Below are 16,733 nucleotides of genomic sequence, written 5' to 3'. Positions count from 1 at the left end.
AGTCAGATACACTGTATTTGACCGTACTTCGGCAGGGCTATTCAATCCATTTCACGATTTCATCAATCGGCTTACGATATTTGGATTTGATGTCTTTTGCTCGATAACCGAACGTCACCACGACCGAAACGCCCCATTCATTCGGATCGAATGCCCCGGCTTGCGCCAAAATACGATTGACTTCGGCATAGTTGAAACCTTCCACCGGACAGCTGTCGATGCCGATCAGTGCGGCGCCGGTCATCATGTTTGCCAAGGCGATGTAAGTTTGTTTGCTGGTCCAGTCGAACAAAGTGCGGTCACTTTCAAGCAGATGCATGTCATCGATTTGAAACCGTTGATACATCGCCAGCGTTTTCTGCATCTGTTCTTCCGTCAAACCGCGTTTTTCCAATCCTTGACGGAAAAAGTCGGAGTCGTAACGGGCGTTTTTCTTAGCCAATATCACCACCAGATAACTGGCATCATCAAGTTGGCTCGCCATTCCCCAACCGACCGGTTTCAATTTTTGGCGTAATTCGGGATTTTGCACCACCAGAAATTTCCACGGCTCGGAACCGACCGAACTGGGTGAAAGGCGAGCCAGTTGCAAAATATAGTCAAAATCGTCTTTGCTGACTTTTTTCACCGGATCATAACGCCGAGTGGCGGCACGAAAGTGAAAGGCGTCCAGCACTTGCTGTTTGGTGAGAGATTCCATGTTGATTTCCTTATTTTATTTTTCGGCGTACGGTCACGGTTTTGCCGCCGATACCCCAATTATCCATATCCACTTCGTCGATCACGACAACGGTCGTTTCGGGATTTTTATTCAGCACACGGGAAAGCAGTGCCGTGACCTCTTGAATCAATTCGGCTTTTTGTGCGGCGGTCGGGGCTTCGCTTCCCCCGGTGAGTTTAATATTGACGTAAGGCATATGACTCCTTGTTTTTTAGATTTGACATTGTTGTTTTAATACCGTAACTGTACCGTATACCGACAAATTATTCACCTTTAACGGCCTTACTTTCTTTTTTGGCGATAATGATTGCACCGCCGATCAAGACTGCTGCGGCGATCAGTAACGACAGATTAAAACTGTGCTCGATTTGATACAGTCTATCGGCAATCAGCGGGCCGGCAATCTGCCCGATGCCGTAAGCGACGGTCATAATGGCAAGCAGATTCCTTCCGCTGTGGTGTGCGAGCAATTGGGCTTGCGCCATGGCGATGGTGACTGTCCCCATAAAAGTGCCGCCGACCAGTAAGGCGCTCGACACATAACCGAGGTTATTGTTCAGCAAAACAGGCAGCACGACACCGATTGCCTGTAACCACAAATTCAGTATTAACGCCCGTTTCGAGCCGAGTTTATGCCGTAATTTATGCCAAATAAAGCAAGACGGAACAGCGCCCAGTCCGAATGCCGCCCAGATGTGGCCGACATTCAGCGTCGGCATGGCCAATTTAACGAATAACGGCAGATAAGTGGCGGTGATGATATAACCGAAACCGGCCAACCCATACATAATCACCAACGGTACGGCATGAAAATCAGGGCGTGTAAGTGCGGTTTTCGCCGATTGCGCCGAGAGGAGCGGTGCTGTCCGGCGTAAATCTCGAATGACGAACAACACTATCACAATACTGATGATAGCCAGTAACAGCCATAGCGCGCTAGAGGTCAGCAGAACGTGATTGCCAATAACGACAACTTCGGCAGACAGTGCGATACCTAATCCGACACCGGCATACAGCAGCGGTGCTTGACGATGTAACCCTCGTTGACTGAACAGCCACATTGACGAACCGATAATCGATAAGGCACTGAATATGCCGGCAATGCCGCGGATCACGATAATCCACAGGCTTGATAGCGGCAGGGCGAGCAGCAATAGACAGAGCGTTGTGCCTAATAAGGCGCAAATACACATCACATCGGCATGATGCGGTTTGATTTTGATTGCCGCCAACGCACCGATCAAATAGCCGATATAATTCATTGACGCGGCGATACTGCCTTCGGTTACCGTCAGTAATTGTTCGTCGACCATATACGGATAAATTGCCGTGAAAGCAAACCGTCCGAAGCCCATTCCGACAGCCAATATCAAGCAGGCTTTGATGCCGATCAGGGCAGGATTATGCAATGCCATGATTTATCCCGGCTAAAAAGTTCCGCATGTAATCACCAATTTCTCCGGCATGACTTTCAAGCGGAAAGTGCCCGCTTTCAACGAAGTGGATTTCTGCATTCGGCAGATCACGTTTGAATGCGTTTGCGCCGGCAGGGATAAAAGACGGATCATTCTTTCCCCACACCGCGAGCAAGGGCGGTTGGTATCGGCGCAAATACTGTTGGAACGCCGGATAGCATTTAATGTTGTTTTGATAATCAAAAATCAGATCGGATTGAATTTCGGCATAATCCGCACGCTGCGTATAGAAAATATCCAGCGAGTAGCCGTCGGGGGAAACCGTCTGTTCGGGGGCGCCGAAGGTGTATTGTCCGATAATGGTTTCAGGGGCAAAGGCTGTTTTGTATTCCTCACGTAATGCTTTAGTCGGGTGCTGCCAATATTTTGCCCGCAGAGCCCATTTTTCACCTAATCCCTCTTCGTAAATATTACCGTTCGAGCTGATAATTGCCGTGATCCGTGCGGGATCTTTTAAGGCAATCCGAAAACCGATAGGCGCACCGTAATCAAACACAAACATGGCAAAGCGCTTTATACCAAGTGCGGTTAAAAATTTATCCATAACATTGGCGATATTATCAAAGGTGTAGTGAAATTCGGATCGCGGCGGAATATCGGATTGTCCAAAAGCCGGATAATCAGGCGCAATAACATGATAATCCGGCTCGAGTTGCGGAATCAGCTCTCTAAACATATGACTTGCAGACGGAAAACCGTGAAACAGGACTACAGTCGGTTTAGTCGGATCACCCGCCTCACGATAAAAAATAGTGATATTTTGCACGGTTAGCGTGTGGTATGGCATAAATGATTTCCTATATACGATCTCAATTGATAGTGTTGATTATATGAGTTGGATAAAATAGGATAAATAGCGAAAAATCGAATTCATTATACGAAATTTGGAACAATAAAATGGATTACTTAAATGACATGGCATTATTTGTCGAAGTCGTAAAAGCGAAAGGTTTTACCAATGCGGCAAATAATTTGAACATGCCGAAATCAACAGTATCCGGGCGAATCAGCAAGCTGGAACGCTCGATAGGACTGCGTTTGCTTAACCGCACAACCCGTCGTATCGAATTGACCGAAGCAGGGCGGTTGTATTATCAAAAAGCACACAAAATAGTGGATGAAGCGCGTCTCGCACATCAGCAATTGACGGATATGTTAACCATGCCGACAGGGACGCTGCGTATCACCTTGCCGGTAGATTTTGCCTATGAAGTGCTGGCGGCGATATTACCGCACTTTCATCGGCAATATCCGCATATTCACTTTGAATTTGATCTTTCATCACGCCGAGCGGATTTAATCAGTGAAAATTTTGATCTTTCTATTCGATTGGGGGATTTAAAAGACAGCGGGCTGATTGCCCATAAATTGACTGAATTGGACGGCGGTTTATATGCCTCTTCGGATTATCTTGCACAACAAGGCGAACCGATGTATATCGATGAATTATCGCAGCACCGAATTATTCGGATTCAAGCGGGCTATAATCATGAGTGGCGCTTATGGCATAGTCACGGCGAACAGCACACCGTAGATGTGGACGGGTGTTTCTTTGCCAATAGTTTGGGTTTTAATTTAAGATTGGCGTTGCAACATTTGGGGATCGCGGCATTGCCGAATATCGTCGTGCGGCAAGCCGTTGCCGAAGGCAAACTGATCCGTATCCTGCCCGATTGGCACACTAAACCGATTCCCGTCCATGCCATTACCACAACTCGCCTGCTGCCTGTGAAAGTGCAGGTGTTTATTCAGTTTCTAAAAACGCATCTCCAAGTGCGGTAGATAAATTGGTTTTCGGTAAAATAATCCGTTCAAGCCGCAAAAACGTCCAAAAAAAGAGGAACCCGCATCGCTTGGTTCCTCATCGTTTAATTTGTATTAATGAAAACAGATTATGCCGAATTAAAACGGTAGTTCACATAATGTAGCGAACAAGCCATTCAACTCATTGAAAATATTGGTTTTTATCATAGCGAAAGCCAAAACTGTTAAGTTAAGCCCAATATTGTCAACTTTCTGGGCAAGTACTGTGGGAGTATTAGCCACCAAGTGTAAAGAAAGAATCTTGACACTTTCAGCGACAACACCTGATCAACTCAGGCGGCTCCAACACCCAAAATCAAAAAAGGCGGGTATTGGAAGGCTGGTTGTTTCTACCAAACATTGAACCGCATTCTAGCAAGATCTCGGCGAAATAAAATCCATTTCCCGCTCTTGCCATCAACTCTATGTCAAACCTTGGTATTTACACCCGATTTCAAGACATCACCGGCTAAGAGCTCCTTAGACCAAGGCTCCATCTAGAATGTAACCGGCCCATTTGAGGTTTGAGATAGAGTTACCTCAAATTACGCACAATTACGCGTCACATGCGTAACTCCGCGTAATTCTTCACCTATAAATAGGCGATGGCAGTTCGGGGTACGCCCTATATATGTGAAGAAATACCCTCTCAGTGATATGAGAAATCTCATCCTCTTCATATTGCTCAACGGGCAACCCTGTTCTTTCATCGTAAAGAAAATCAAATATCTGCTGCTTAACCGCGTCGCGAGTAGATTCTTTTTGCTGCCAGTTCGCAACTTTCAGCCGCTCTGCCTTTAGCATTGCCAGCAAAGTAGTGGCGACCTGTTTGATCTTAGCAATCTCTTTTGGCTGCAAACTCGGCTTACTGAGGAGATCAAACAATACCAAAGACTCCTCATCCAGGCCTTCCCTGATTGCTCGCCTCTCTTCATGAGAAAGCTCTTCATTCAGTTTTAGCAGTGCCTCAAAGGTTTTTTCAATAACAGCGCGATCCTTTTCCTGATTATATTCCTTAACTAATTTTTCGTAGTGCTCTTGATAATCGGTACGTAACGGATTTTGCATCATGAGCCGGGCTAGCTTCTTCTCAACCGCGTGCTTGAGCGATTGCACTGTAGTATTCTTTCGCTCTGACCTAGAAAACTCTTGGCGGAGTCGTTCAAAATCGATCTTGCTGATATCGTAAATTCGATCACCATCCGGTTTCGGCTCTTTGACTTTATGTGTGGTATCGATACTACCGTCAACAATTTCGTACAGCTCTTTCATGATGTCGGAGATGTCGGCTTTCTCTTTATCTGCCTGCAAACTCTTATAGAGTACGTTGATTGCATCACGCATATCACGATAACCATTAACGCCAGGCACGTTAATGCAGGCTTTAAACTTGTTGAACACCTCTCTGGCCATTACCTCGAAACGTTTCCGTGTTTCGTCATTTTGATTGATGATTTCCTTGGCTTGAGCAATCGCTGCATTTTTAGCAAAACCTGTTTCTGTAATAATCCGGCTTAGTTCAAAATCATGCTTTCGTAAAAACTCAGCAACAAAACTGATCGACTCGTTCAGACTTTCTAACAACTCTTCATTGGGCTTGGCGGGTTCATTTTCGCCCTCACCTCCGCCATGACCCTCGTCACCAGCACCGGCGAAGGTTGCCAATGCTTTACGCAGGTTTTTCAGTATCCCGCAGTAATCCACGATCAAACCGTTATTCTTGCCTTCCGCTACTCGGTTAGCCCTGGCGATAGCTTGCATCAAGGTATGCGCCTTCAAAGGCTTGTCCAAATAGAGGGTAGAAAGTGTGGGCACATCAAATCCGGTCAGCCACATGGCACAGACAACGGCGACTCTAAAAGGGTGTTCGCTGGATTTAAAGGCTTCTTCCATGTCCAGTCGAGAGCCATCAGCCAGTTCAAGTCCTGCTTTAAGCAACTGGCGGTGAGGCTTGATATCCAGCCCCCATTTTTCAAACTTGGCGACTTCACCTTGCTCTTCACTGACCACAACCGCCATCAGCGTTTCTTTCATCCACGCCAATTGCCGCTCTCGCCAAGCTAGATCCTGCTCATCCGTAGCCGACAAAAGTGCTTTTTCTTTGGTTTTAATTTCCTGTTGCCAGTAAAAATCGATCAATTTGTGCATCCGTACACAAGTGATCTTGTCGAGGCACACAAACATCGCCTTGCCGGTTTCCCAAGCGTTGGCATAATGAGCCACAAAGTCACGTGCTATCTGATCCAGTCGGCTGGTTGCAGTGATAATGTGATAATCACGCTTCAGCTCTCGCTCCAACCTTTGCTGAACGTCTACATCCTCAATTTCCAACTCATCCAGCTTTTCCGCTATGCGCTCATTGATGCCTTTGGGGTCCGCAACCGTATGCTCGTTGCCATCTTCATCGGTAAATACCAATTCTTCACCACGGGCATCGTAGTACAAGGGCACTGTCGCTTTATCCTCGACAGCCCGCTGAAAGTCATAGGTAGAGATGTAATCACCAAAAACCTTCTTGGTTATCTCATCATCTTTAAATAATGGAGTTCCGGTGAAGCCGATAAAACTGGCATTGGGCAAGGCGTTGCGCATGTTTAACGACAACGTGCCATATTGCGTGCGGTGAGCTTCGTCGGTGATGACGATAATGTCGTCGCGCTCGGAATAAGGCTTTTTAGGGTCGACTTTTTCGTTAAATTTTTGAATCAAGGTAAATACAAACGCCTTTTGCTGGCCGATCAGCTCTTTCAGGTCTTTACCACTATCGGCGCGGCACGGGTCTTTATCGTTGTCGACCAAGCCACAGCCTGCAAAGGTTTTATAAATCTGTGTATCGAGATCTTCTCGGTCAGTCAGCACCACAAAGGTATAGTTCCCACCCAGTTTTCGATGCACCATCTGAGCGAAAAAGACAATCGAATAGGACTTTCCAGAGCCCTGGGTATGCCAGAAAACTCCCAACTTACCCATCCGCTCGCCACGATTAATCACGGCATCAATGGCACGGCTGACACCAAGATATTGGTGATTGCGGGCAATAATCTTTACCAGGCGGCCCGAGCTCTGGTCAAACAGAGTGAAGTTCTCAAAAATGTTCATGAGATTGGCTTTGGAGCAGGTACCTTTCAACAAGGTTTCCATATCCACCACACCAGGCTCACTTTCATTCAAACGCTTCCAGTCATTGAAATGCTCAAATTTACTGGAAACGGAGCCAATCTTGGCGTCAATACCATTGCCCAAGATAATAAAGGCGTTGTGATAAAACAGGTGCGGGACGGTGTCTTTGTAGTCCGCAAGATTTTGCTCATAGGCAGCACGGATATCCTTGTGAACGTTTTTCACCTCCATAAACAGCAGCGGAATACCATTCACAAAGCCCACAAGGTCTGCTCTGCGACGATAAATATCGCCTTTGATCCAAAACTCTCTGACCAGCAAGAAGTGATTGTTTTCGTAGTTGTCAAAATCAAACAGGCGAAGCCGTTTCTTTACCCGTTCACCTTTTTCGTTATGGAAGCTCACCTCTACGCCATTCTTATGAAGGGAGTATTTCTCCTTATTTACAGCAACAATATTGGTGGATGCTGGCATCTCACAAACCACGCGCAGCGCCTCTTGGTAGGCGACATCCGGCAAGCCAGGGTTGAGCTCTATCAGTTTCTCGCCCAAATAGCGGGTTAACACCACCTCTTGCTCTGAAAGCCGACCTAAATCACCCTCCTTGCCCAGCTTTTCATACATACCCAGGACAGATTCATCCCACTGCAACTGATTCAGCAAGTAGTCTGCAGTGACTTCCTGAACCAGGGTTTCTTCTGTCATGGCCATGAGCAAATCCTTCTATTTCTTGTTCTTGACTTGAAAACGTGCAGGGCGATTGAGCTTTTTCACCACCCCGTCATCAACAGCACGTTTCAGCCACTCAGTTAACTGAGACTTATGAAGCTGTGTGCTTTCAATCAGCGCATCAACGGTTACTGGCTTTTCAGCCAAGTGTTGAAGTTCGGAGATAAACATCTGATAGAAATCGACAGGGCCTGATGGGGCAGCTTCGCTTTCGGCAGTCTGCTCTGGAATAGCCTGAATCTTTGTCTGGCTTTCGCTAACGACTATCTCGCGCTCTGACTCTATAACTTCTTCAGGCCCAGAATCTGGCTCAGGATTAGATTCAGGCTCAAAAAACAATTCGGGCTGTGCAGGCATGGAAAAGAGATCGCCCATTTGTTCCTTCACCTGATTCACACGCCCACCTTCATTGCACATTAATTCCGCAATCTTGAAGGCTTGAGTATTATCAGCCTCCAGCCAACGGCCACCTTTGGTGACCAAATCGGCATTGGCGGCATCCTTGTCCGTCGTGTGTTTAACCCACAGCGGCACCCATCCCTTTTTCAGATTTTCTTCTGCTCCGTTGAGCGTGCCACCTTTTTTACCGGAGTGAATCACCAGAGAGCTGTCTGCCAGACAGTAGATATATTTATTACGAGCCATGGCATTACCCGCACTAAACCCCGCCTCGGGGTAGAAAGGCGATACCAGCACTGCATGGCCATTCATCAGACCTTTACGCCACTTACTGCTGGTCGCTGCTTTTAGCAGGCTATCGGCCATCACGCCGATCACCACACCGCCTTGTTTCATAGCCCCCAGCATTGCCGTTTCATCGACACCCCGAGCACCACCAGAGACAATGGCAATACCCTCTGCCGCTGCTTTAGCCCCCACTTGGTCGGTAAAAGCCAAATCAGACTCACTGGCATTGCGCGAGCCAATAACCGCCAAGCCACCGGCACTCAACAAGGCTTTGTTACCACAACCAAACAGCACTGGCGGGGAATCTGTTTTTAGCTGCTGCTTTAAACGCCTTGGATATTCCGGGTCGGAACGGGTGACCACCCACAGGCCTGCCCGTTGCCATTTTTCCATGGCCAGTGCGAGGCTATGACCACGGCTCAGCAATTCAATGATGCGCTCCGCACTGATACGCGCATCGTGCCAGCCTTGCAGCAAAGCTTTCGGGTCGGAAACCAACAGATCAGCTGGTGTGGTGGACTTTTCTTTTAACCACAAGGCAAAGCGACCCCATTCGGCATTGGTCAGCGGCTTTGCGCTTTCGCTACTGGCTTTTGAGAAATAGCTGGTCAACAGCAAGGTCGCTTGCGCCGTGGGTGACAAAGAGCCGTTAGCTGGTAAAGAGCCATCAGCTGATGAAAAGCGGGATACATTCATGAGTCTTTCACCGAAGATGAAGCCAGCGCGATGGGGTAAACCACGCCGCTGCCTGCTTGCTGGAGGAGTGCCGCGACGACCGTTAGCGTCCAGCCGGAGTCCACTATGTCATCCACTAACAAAACCGGTTGCCCCTGATAAAGCTGAGTCACAGCAAATGCACCATCCAGATTGCGACATTGGTGGAAGCGATTCTGCTGGCCTTTTTGCGGCTGATTGTCTTTGACTTTGCTAACTGCATCCACAAACGGCAGCCCCAAGCGTGCAGCCAGCCGGCGAGCAAAATCCGGTACCAGTTCAGGATGATTACGCGACGGCACGCAACATACCCATTGAGGTGCGGGGTTAGGCTGCCAACGCTGCTGAATCATTTCTGCCATGGCTTCAACCAACTCATCACTGAAACGCCCGGCATGTTTGTTGTCGGCAACCGTCCGCCCCCAACCGGCATCGCCCCAGCGGGATAAAACACGGCCCTCTTGAGCGACTAAGTCACCGAGATTACGCGGAAATTCATATTCAACAAATGTTCTCGCTGCCTCATCATTCGAAGCTGCTATTTGCTTACGGGGCTTAATAATTTCTTCTGAGTGTCTTAAAAACTGAGTTGCTCTTATTCCAATTTCTTGATCGAAAACTTTGGTAAGCACTGGCTCCGCAATACAGTTCTCACATTTGCCACAAGTTTCCTGTGAAGGGTCATCAAGCGCATTACGTAAAGCCAACATTAAACAACCTGAAGTATTGAGATAATCATTAATCTCGCTCCATTCGCGCTCACGAATCTCTGTAATTTTACGAATATGCTCTAGATCCATTTGGTAGCGAACAGGAGCTCTAAACCAAGTCTTTCCAATCGCAATGACAGGCGATGGACTCTCAGTACGCAAATATTTCAAAACATGCTCTATTCGCTTTTGCGGCAGGTTTGCTTCTTTCTCTAACTTCTCAAGTGACAATCCGTCTGCATCTTCTAATGCTGCAAGTAGACGCTGAACATCATCTTGACTTGGAAAGGCTGTTCGGCGAAAGAAAGCATGAATGTCGTTATCCTCAGTACCTGACATTAGTACGCCAATCGCATTTTCGATTCCACGACCGGCGCGACCTACTTGTTGATAGTAAGCAACTATCGAACTTGGGGCTTGGTAATGAAGCACAAAGCCTAGGTCAGGTTTGTCATACCCCATCCCTAATGCAGTAGTTGCAACAAGAACTTTGATTTTGTTTTCTAGTAACTGAGTTTCCAGAAATTGGCGGTAGAGATCTGTATCTTCTTTCCCTGCATAATTAACAAAATTAGGATGCGTTACGCCACTGTAATATGCCAGTGCAGATATCCCCTGCTGATTCAACCATTTTGCAACCAAATCGGCATCACGCTGAGTCAGTACGTAGACAATACCTGTACCCGGCAACGTGGGTATCACCTGCGCCAACCAAGCCAAACGAGATGCCTGATCCGGTAACACCATGGTCTGCAAGGAGAGACTTTCCCGAATCAACGGACCACGGTGAATTTGAATATTTCCAAGCTGAGTTTGAATATCCGCAACCACGCGGTTATTCGCCGTGGCTGTAGTGCCCAGCACCGGCGTATTGGCAGGCAACTGGCGAAGAATATTCACAATACGACGGTAGTCGGGGCGGAAGTCATGACCCCAATCGGAAATACAGTGCGCTTCATCAATCACCATCAGGGCTATGCGGTCGGCAATGGGCTGCAACACAGTTTCAATAAAGCTGTCATTAGCCAAGCGCTCAGGGGAAATCAACAAGCAGTCGATTTGATTATTCAGAATCCGCTGAGTTACCGAACGCCAATCATCAGTATTGGTTGAATTCATCGTCTCGGCGACTATGCCAAGTCGAGCAGCAGATTCAATTTGGTTACGCATCAAGGCCAGCAAAGGCGATACGATAATGGTTGGCCCCATACCACGATCGCGGAAAATTTTGGTACTGATAAAGTAAACCGAGCTTTTACCCCAACCGGTGCGCTGTACCACCAACAGTTTCTGCCGATGATTCACCAGTGCATCAATGGCCTCCCACTGTCCATCACGGAATTCGGCGGCGGGATTAGCTAGAGCGGTTTGTAATAATTGTTGGGCTTGGGCACGGTTCATGATCACTCCTTGATTTACACGGTTAGCTTGCCGCTCATAAGTTTGGGTAGTAGCAGGTCACGTGCTTGGGCTAGCTTCTCGTTATATTCTTTTAGTTTGTCTATCTGTTTGAAAATGTTTTCTACCTGAACTTCGAATTCATTCATTAATTTCGATTCAGGGCACAGAACATCGACCTTATGAACGTCATTTCGATTTAATGTGGGAACAGCCGCACCGCCGTTATAGCCTTCAAGCTTCATTGCTCTTAGCAAATATGTTGCGAATATGGGTGACGCTTTTTTGAATTCCTTCACCCACAATGTCGTATTGAGTGGCCAATAGTCTTTAGCAACATACATTACCGTTCCCAGTGAACCAGATCTTCCCGTGACGACACCAGGGCCTTTTACCTTCGCCACATTATGGAATCCATTAATACCTGTGGATGCATAGATGGGAACGCTTCCTTCTATACGTTTGGAAACAGGCAAGTCGAACCCACGCTGAAGAACCAGTAAGTTCTCTAAAGGTTCCTTTGACCACCCTTCCGGCACACCATCAGTAATCTTAACTTGCTTATGTCCGGGGAAGCGCAAGTGAACAAACCATTCCTGATACAGCAGGCGAGCGGATTCTTCCAGCAACTGAATACGGCGGCGGTTGTTTTCGATGAGGTCGTTATAAGTCCTAATCTTTTGGACGATTTTATCTTGAACATCAACAGGGGGGAGTGGTATTTCAAATCCCTCTAGCATGCCTTTTGTCAGTGCTTTTCTGGTTCCACCAGTACCAGCCCAAGAAAGCATCTTGGCCTGCATGAAGGGTGATACCATGTAGAAAGCAAGAAAATGTGGCAGAAGCTTCTTTGGATTTGTTCTTAAAATCGCAACGTGCTGATTTACCCTTGCTGGGAGTACTGCATCATGGACCAAACAGCATCGTGCAACAGAATCGCCGGTAATGTTGACAAGAACATCCTCCTTCTCAACACTAACGCCTTTCATTTTTTCTGCTGTTTTTTCATCGATATAAACTAAGCCATCCGTTGAAAATTCATTGTTATATACATTTTGGCTACGGATTAACGTTGTACCTTCAGATATATAGACAGAATCACCACCTCTTGGAGTTGAGCCGCTACCAATTTTGAGGGTTAACGCTGACAGAGGTTCGCTTTGCCAGCTCATACCCCCAACTCCTCAAAGTTACGGGCAATTTTTTCGGCTAGCTCTATGGCCTCAGAATTCAAACCTTGCAGTTCAATATGAATATCATGCAGGGTTTCTTCAAAATCGAAGTCTTCATCCACCTCTTCCGGCACCACACCCACATAGCGGCCCGGCGTCAGGCTCCAGTCAGCGGCTTCGATCGCTTTGATATCTACCAGTTTGACCAGGCCTTCCACATCACAGAGCTTGCCTTCCGGGAAGCGGCTTAACAGCCAGTGGGCTTGCTTGTAGAAGTAGCGTACCTGCTTGAGTTGCTCTACGGCCAGCTTGCGGGCGTCATCGGCGGTTTTCTTTAAGTTGCTGCGACTGCGGCCATTTAACAGCGTGTTATCCCAGAGTTCGCTGTCTTTTGCATCATTGGCTTCGGCCAGTTCAATCACGCGGGTTGCCAGCTTATAAGCCAGGTCGATTTCTTTAATCAGGTTGCGGCTTTGTTCGGCCAGGTCTTTTAGGCAGGTATCTTTATCGATGAAGTCCAGCAGGCTGGCAGCATCGTTATAGTCGTATTCGTTCCACCATTTCTGCAGGTCGTTGGTCAGGATTTGAAACGCGGACCAACCGCCTTCGACCGAGCCTTTGGCATTCAGAAAATCGACATAAGGCTCAACACTCACGCCGCCCTGCTCCAGTTTGTCCATAAAGGGTTGAAAGGCTTGGCCGAATTTTCCCAACTGAGTGATAAAGTCTGGTATTGGCTCGCAGGCTAGCGCTTCAGATTGTTCACAGGAGCGAGCTTCGAAAATTGACTTGTCGATATACTGCTGCACCAGCTCAACAAAACGCTCTCCTTCGCCACGGTATAGCCAGACCACGGCAGTCAGGTTCTGTTGCTGCTCGGGGCTGAAGTCGTAAATCTTGCGGGTAACTTTGCGGTAGACGTTGCGTGCATCCAGCATTAACACCTTGTCTTTCAGGTGCGCGGGCTTGTTTTTATTCAGAAACCACAACTGGCAGGGCACGGTGCGGGTATAGAAAAAGTTACCGCGAATATCGACCATGATGTCCACATGACCGGTTTTGACCAACTGCTCGCGCACCTTAGCTTCGTCCCGCCCAGCACTGGAAGCCTGGGATGACATGACAAAACCTGCTCGGCCCGAATCGTTGAGATAGCTATAAAAGTACTGAATCCACAGGTAGTTGGCGTTACTGACTTTTTTGTTTTTATTTACGCCCGGCAAGCCAAACGGCAAGCGGCGCTTATCGCCTTTGATTTTATCGGCGTCGACTTCATCCACGTTAAAGGGCGGGTTGGCCATCACATAGTCGACAGTGCCGAACAGGCCTTCGTGGGGATCGTTGTAGTAGGTAATGGCGGCTTCACCACCTTCCACGTTGCCTTCAAGGCCGTGTACCGCCAGGTTCATTTTGGCCAGGCGTGTGGTCACGCGATTTTTTTCGTGGCCGTAAAAGGTGAGTTCATGCGGGTCTTGCGCGTGCCGCTCCATAAAGTGGGCACTTTGTACGAACATGCCCCCGGAACCGCAAGCCGGGTCAAAAATTTTGCCGTGATCTGGCTCCAACACATTCACAATCAACTGCACTAACGATACCGGCGTGAAAAATTCACCACCATCGTGCGCACCCTGATCGGCAAACTGGGTGAGGAAGTATTCATAGATACGGCCAAAGATATCACCCGTGGCTTTTTTAAGCTCTTCTGGGTTGAGCGTACGCAGCAACATACCTAATACATCATTGGGAATGTTGTTGTATTCCTGCTTCGGCAGCTGGTTACGGAGGTTGGTGTAATCGGTCTCGATGGAGTCCATGGCATGAATAATGGCTTCGGCGCGATTATCAGCATCCGTCAGAGCAATGAGGTAGTCGAACTGTGCTTCTGGCTTGAGATAGATGGCGCTCTTTTTAGAGAAATCTTCTTTTGTAAGCTCGCGGGTTTTACCGCCACGGCTGGGCAGGTTTGCGATTATCTCGTCTTTTAGCGATAAGTAGCGGCTGTAAGCATGTCGCAGGAAGATCAGCCCCATCACCGGCAAAAAGTATTCGTTACTGGCCAGCTCGGAGTTGGCGCGTAGGGTATCAGCCGATTTCCACAGGCGTTTTTCAATTGCTTCGATGTTTTCCAGTTGTGCCATGGGGCCGGATTCCTAGTTATCTTCTGATTTACTGTTTGGTGATTTCATTGCTTCGCTGACACCGGCGCGGTTGTGCTGGGCGGCGATGTATTGCTCCAGCTCGCTCTGTTTGAATCGCCAGGAGTTACCCACTTTAAAGCCCGGTAATTCGCTGCTTGCAGCCAACCGGTATATGGTCCGTTCATTCACCTTGAGGTAATCGGCCACGTCTTTGATGGTCAATATGGGGTCACTCATGACGAGATATCTCAGCTATGTCGGAGGTGTCGGAAAAGTACAAGACTGTCAGTATATAGGATCTGGGAGGTAGATCAAGTAAGAACGGTTTTCAGGCTTATTGATCACCAAACAGGCGCTGGTAATCTGCCTTGAAGTTGGCTGGCATGTCTGAAAAGTATTTCCAGTATTCGGCCAGACCATTGATGGTTTTCATGTCCGTATGGCCGCAGTCCAGCATGATCTTAAGCAGTTCTAAGGTCGGCATGACTTGCGCATCGAAGGCTTTGGCCAACTCAGTCATATCCTGATCGTCCGTCACGACCGGAACCCCCAACTCCAATGCATAGGCGATATACCAGGCGTCTACACGGGACGGCCCGGGCAATTCGGTTTGCACATGATCCCAGACATATTCGAAGGTTTGCTGAATGGATTTCTTTTGCCTCTTGCCGATTTGGGGGAAGTGTTTGCGATTCTCCGCGAATTCCTCGTCATCCACCCATGGGAACTTACTTTGCAGTTTTCTGGTACCCAGCTCGTCATTCAGTTCAGGCAGGATGTACAGGCAATACACGTTGTCACCAAAGGGCACAAACAGTAAGGGGCGTATGGTTTTGGCTAACCTTAGGTAGGCGTTGGTATCAACGAGGATTTTCGATTGCGGCATCAGATCAACTCTGCGTGGATACTCCGGGCATCGAGGAGTGGCATATCCAGCACAGTTTGAACATAACCTGGCCCCTTATCGTGCTCTTTCAGGTATTTCCGGAGCAAGTCAAAAAATGGGGTTTCGAAAGCACCTTCTGCCTTTTCAATATAGTCACGGGCGCTTGGGTGGCCGTGTTCGTCGAGCTCGGTATTGCCAAACAGGGCTTCGCTGAGGTTCTTATACTTCTTATTGAAGTTGGTCACCGCACCAGGGAAAGCCGATTTGCTGAGCTGTATTTGAGGCTGCCCTGCGGACTCGGCATATTTATTCACCTGCCCAATCACTGTCCAAGGCGATATGGTTAACTGATCAGCCAAACCGATGACATGTGCAATTTTGGCCGCAGGAGAGACTTGCGACATGATTGAGGCGTATGCCTGCTCCGCCAACTCATGAGGGTAAAGCAAGCTCGCGGCGAACGCATCGGCAAAATCTTCAGCATCATCACCCTCAAGGCTTGGCGAAAGACAGTGTCCCAACTCATGCGCCATCCAGAACTTGAAGTCATGAATATTGGTATCCAGATTCAGGTAAACCCATGTGCTTCCCGAGTCAGGAAGGTGTATGTGCACCGCATTTTCATGCCGCTGCTTTGCTCCCCACATAACGGGAACCACAACGGCCTGTAGCTCACTGAAGCGGCGAATCAGGTGCGTAAAATCCACACACTCTATTGGGCCAAGATTTATGTCTTCTCTGACTTTCGCTGTAACCGTGCGAAGGTAGTCGTAATCACAACTCGGAGACTTAAGCACCGGCGGCATCTCAAAGGTATCAAACGGCAGACAGGGCACGAGATGACGGAGAAAACGACCAATCTCTTGCGCTTTTTCGATATGGTGATCCTTGGTTTTGGTACCGCGCATTTTGCGGAATGCCACCTTCGGGGCATGCGGATCTTCCTTGATGATCAAATCATCAAAAGCAAGATTTAACAACTTGCCTAACTGAAGTAGTTTGTTAGGTCGGGGAAAAGACTTGTGCAAAAGCCATTGGGAAACGGCTTCTTTGGTTACGCCTAGAGCATCAGCGACGGCAGTTTGGGTTAAGCCTGCCTTATCGATTGCCTGCTGTGCTTTATCTGTATTTAGTCTTTTTTGCATGCGCGAAGTATATGCAGCAGTCAAGTTTTGTCAAG

13 protein-coding genes are annotated in these 16,733 nt (G+C 48.0%); 1 reads left to right on the top strand and 12 read right to left on the bottom strand.

The annotated features are described in order from the left end of the window. Window positions 1-37: 37 nt before the first annotated feature. The 4 genes from OA57_RS04040 to OA57_RS04025 form a co-directional block, all read right to left on the bottom strand. The gene (locus tag OA57_RS04040; protein WP_034613865.1) at window positions 38-700 is read right to left on the bottom strand and encodes an NAD(P)H-dependent oxidoreductase; all 663 of its coding nucleotides are present in this window, start codon (window positions 698-700) and stop codon (window positions 38-40) included. A 10-nt stretch (window positions 701-710) separates the two neighbouring features. Beyond that, on the bottom strand, window positions 711-917 hold the full coding sequence (locus OA57_RS04035) for a tautomerase family protein (RefSeq protein WP_034613864.1): 207 nt from the start codon (window positions 915-917) through the stop codon (window positions 711-713). Between the two features lie 67 nt (window positions 918-984). Then, window positions 985-2,136, bottom strand: a complete 1,152-nt coding sequence (locus OA57_RS04030; protein ID WP_034613862.1) for a YbfB/YjiJ family MFS transporter — start codon at window positions 2,134-2,136, stop codon at window positions 985-987. Next, window positions 2,123-2,983 carry an alpha/beta fold hydrolase gene (locus OA57_RS04025; protein ID WP_034613861.1) on the bottom strand — a complete coding sequence of 287 codons (861 nt, stop codon included), beginning with the start codon at window positions 2,981-2,983 and terminating at the stop codon, window positions 2,123-2,125. The genes OA57_RS04030 and OA57_RS04025 overlap by 14 nt, the downstream gene beginning before the upstream one ends. 110 nt (window positions 2,984-3,093) lie before the next feature. Between OA57_RS04025 and OA57_RS04020 the strand changes: the two genes are divergently transcribed. Continuing rightward, the gene (locus tag OA57_RS04020) at window positions 3,094-3,978 is read left to right on the top strand and encodes a LysR family transcriptional regulator (protein ID WP_034613860.1); all 885 of its coding nucleotides are present in this window, start codon (window positions 3,094-3,096) and stop codon (window positions 3,976-3,978) included. 609 nt (window positions 3,979-4,587) lie between these two features. On the opposite strand, the gene OA57_RS04015 is transcribed toward OA57_RS04020, so the two are convergent. From OA57_RS04015 to OA57_RS03980, 8 genes are all read right to left on the bottom strand, one after another. After that, the gene (locus tag OA57_RS04015) at window positions 4,588-7,830 is read right to left on the bottom strand and encodes a type I restriction endonuclease subunit R (protein ID WP_034613859.1); all 3,243 of its coding nucleotides are present in this window, start codon (window positions 7,828-7,830) and stop codon (window positions 4,588-4,590) included. 12 nt (window positions 7,831-7,842) lie between these two features. Further along, window positions 7,843-9,231: a DNA-processing protein DprA gene (locus OA57_RS04010; protein WP_001103168.1), complete on the bottom strand. Its 1,389-nt coding sequence runs from the start codon at window positions 9,229-9,231 to the stop codon at window positions 7,843-7,845. Continuing rightward, window positions 9,228-11,360: a RecQ family ATP-dependent DNA helicase gene (locus tag OA57_RS04005; RefSeq protein ID WP_001077932.1), complete on the bottom strand. Its 2,133-nt coding sequence runs from the start codon at window positions 11,358-11,360 to the stop codon at window positions 9,228-9,230. Before OA57_RS04005 ends, OA57_RS04010 begins: the two co-directional genes overlap by 4 nt. 14 nt (window positions 11,361-11,374) lie before the next feature. Then, a complete protein-coding gene (locus tag OA57_RS04000; RefSeq protein ID WP_034613858.1) occupies window positions 11,375-12,529 on the bottom strand; it encodes a restriction endonuclease subunit S in 1,155 nt (384 codons plus the stop codon). Beyond that, window positions 12,526-14,667: a class I SAM-dependent DNA methyltransferase gene (locus tag OA57_RS03995; protein ID WP_034613856.1), complete on the bottom strand. Its 2,142-nt coding sequence runs from the start codon at window positions 14,665-14,667 to the stop codon at window positions 12,526-12,528. The genes OA57_RS04000 and OA57_RS03995 overlap by 4 nt, the downstream gene beginning before the upstream one ends. 12 nt (window positions 14,668-14,679) lie before the next feature. Continuing rightward, complete coding sequence (locus tag OA57_RS03990; RefSeq protein WP_001283160.1) at window positions 14,680-14,904, bottom strand: helix-turn-helix domain-containing protein; 225 nt, start codon at window positions 14,902-14,904, stop codon at window positions 14,680-14,682. 97 nt (window positions 14,905-15,001) lie between these two features. Then, on the bottom strand, window positions 15,002-15,553 hold the full coding sequence (locus OA57_RS03985) for a PIN domain-containing protein (RefSeq protein WP_034613853.1): 552 nt from the start codon (window positions 15,551-15,553) through the stop codon (window positions 15,002-15,004). Next, a complete protein-coding gene (locus tag OA57_RS03980; RefSeq protein WP_034613852.1) occupies window positions 15,553-16,698 on the bottom strand; it encodes a helix-turn-helix domain-containing protein in 1,146 nt (381 codons plus the stop codon). The genes OA57_RS03985 and OA57_RS03980 overlap by 1 nt, the downstream gene beginning before the upstream one ends. Window positions 16,699-16,733: the final 35 nt, after the last annotated feature.

Origin of the sequence: Chelonobacter oris, assembly GCF_000772535.1 — a bacterium.
Classification (GTDB): Bacteria; Pseudomonadota; Gammaproteobacteria; order Enterobacterales; family Pasteurellaceae; genus Chelonobacter; species Chelonobacter oris.
This window is presented reverse-complemented; position numbering and strand designations above follow the sequence as displayed.

Coding starts and splice junctions, on each gene's coding strand:
- OA57_RS04040 (WP_034613865.1), bottom strand. CDS start 700: ATGGAATCTCTCACCAAACAGCAAGTGCTGGACGCCTTTCACTTTCGT.
- OA57_RS04035 (WP_034613864.1), bottom strand. CDS start 917: ATGCCTTACGTCAATATTAAACTCACCGGGGGAAGCGAAGCCCCGACC.
- OA57_RS04030 (WP_034613862.1), bottom strand. CDS start 2,136: ATGGCATTGCATAATCCTGCCCTGATCGGCATCAAAGCCTGCTTGATA.
- OA57_RS04025 (WP_034613861.1), bottom strand. CDS start 2,983: ATGCCATACCACACGCTAACCGTGCAAAATATCACTATTTTTTATCGT.
- OA57_RS04020 (WP_034613860.1), top strand. CDS start 3,094: ATGGATTACTTAAATGACATGGCATTATTTGTCGAAGTCGTAAAAGCG.
- OA57_RS04015 (WP_034613859.1), bottom strand. CDS start 7,830: ATGGCCATGACAGAAGAAACCCTGGTTCAGGAAGTCACTGCAGACTAC.
- OA57_RS04010 (WP_001103168.1), bottom strand. CDS start 9,231: ATGAATGTATCCCGCTTTTCATCAGCTGATGGCTCTTTACCAGCTAAC.
- OA57_RS04005 (WP_001077932.1), bottom strand. CDS start 11,360: ATGAACCGTGCCCAAGCCCAACAATTATTACAAACCGCTCTAGCTAAT.
- OA57_RS04000 (WP_034613858.1), bottom strand. CDS start 12,529: ATGAGCTGGCAAAGCGAACCTCTGTCAGCGTTAACCCTCAAAATTGGT.
- OA57_RS03995 (WP_034613856.1), bottom strand. CDS start 14,667: ATGGCACAACTGGAAAACATCGAAGCAATTGAAAAACGCCTGTGGAAA.
- OA57_RS03990 (WP_001283160.1), bottom strand. CDS start 14,904: ATGAGTGACCCCATATTGACCATCAAAGACGTGGCCGATTACCTCAAG.
- OA57_RS03985 (WP_034613853.1), bottom strand. CDS start 15,553: ATGCCGCAATCGAAAATCCTCGTTGATACCAACGCCTACCTAAGGTTA.
- OA57_RS03980 (WP_034613852.1), bottom strand. CDS start 16,698: ATGCAAAAAAGACTAAATACAGATAAAGCACAGCAGGCAATCGATAAG.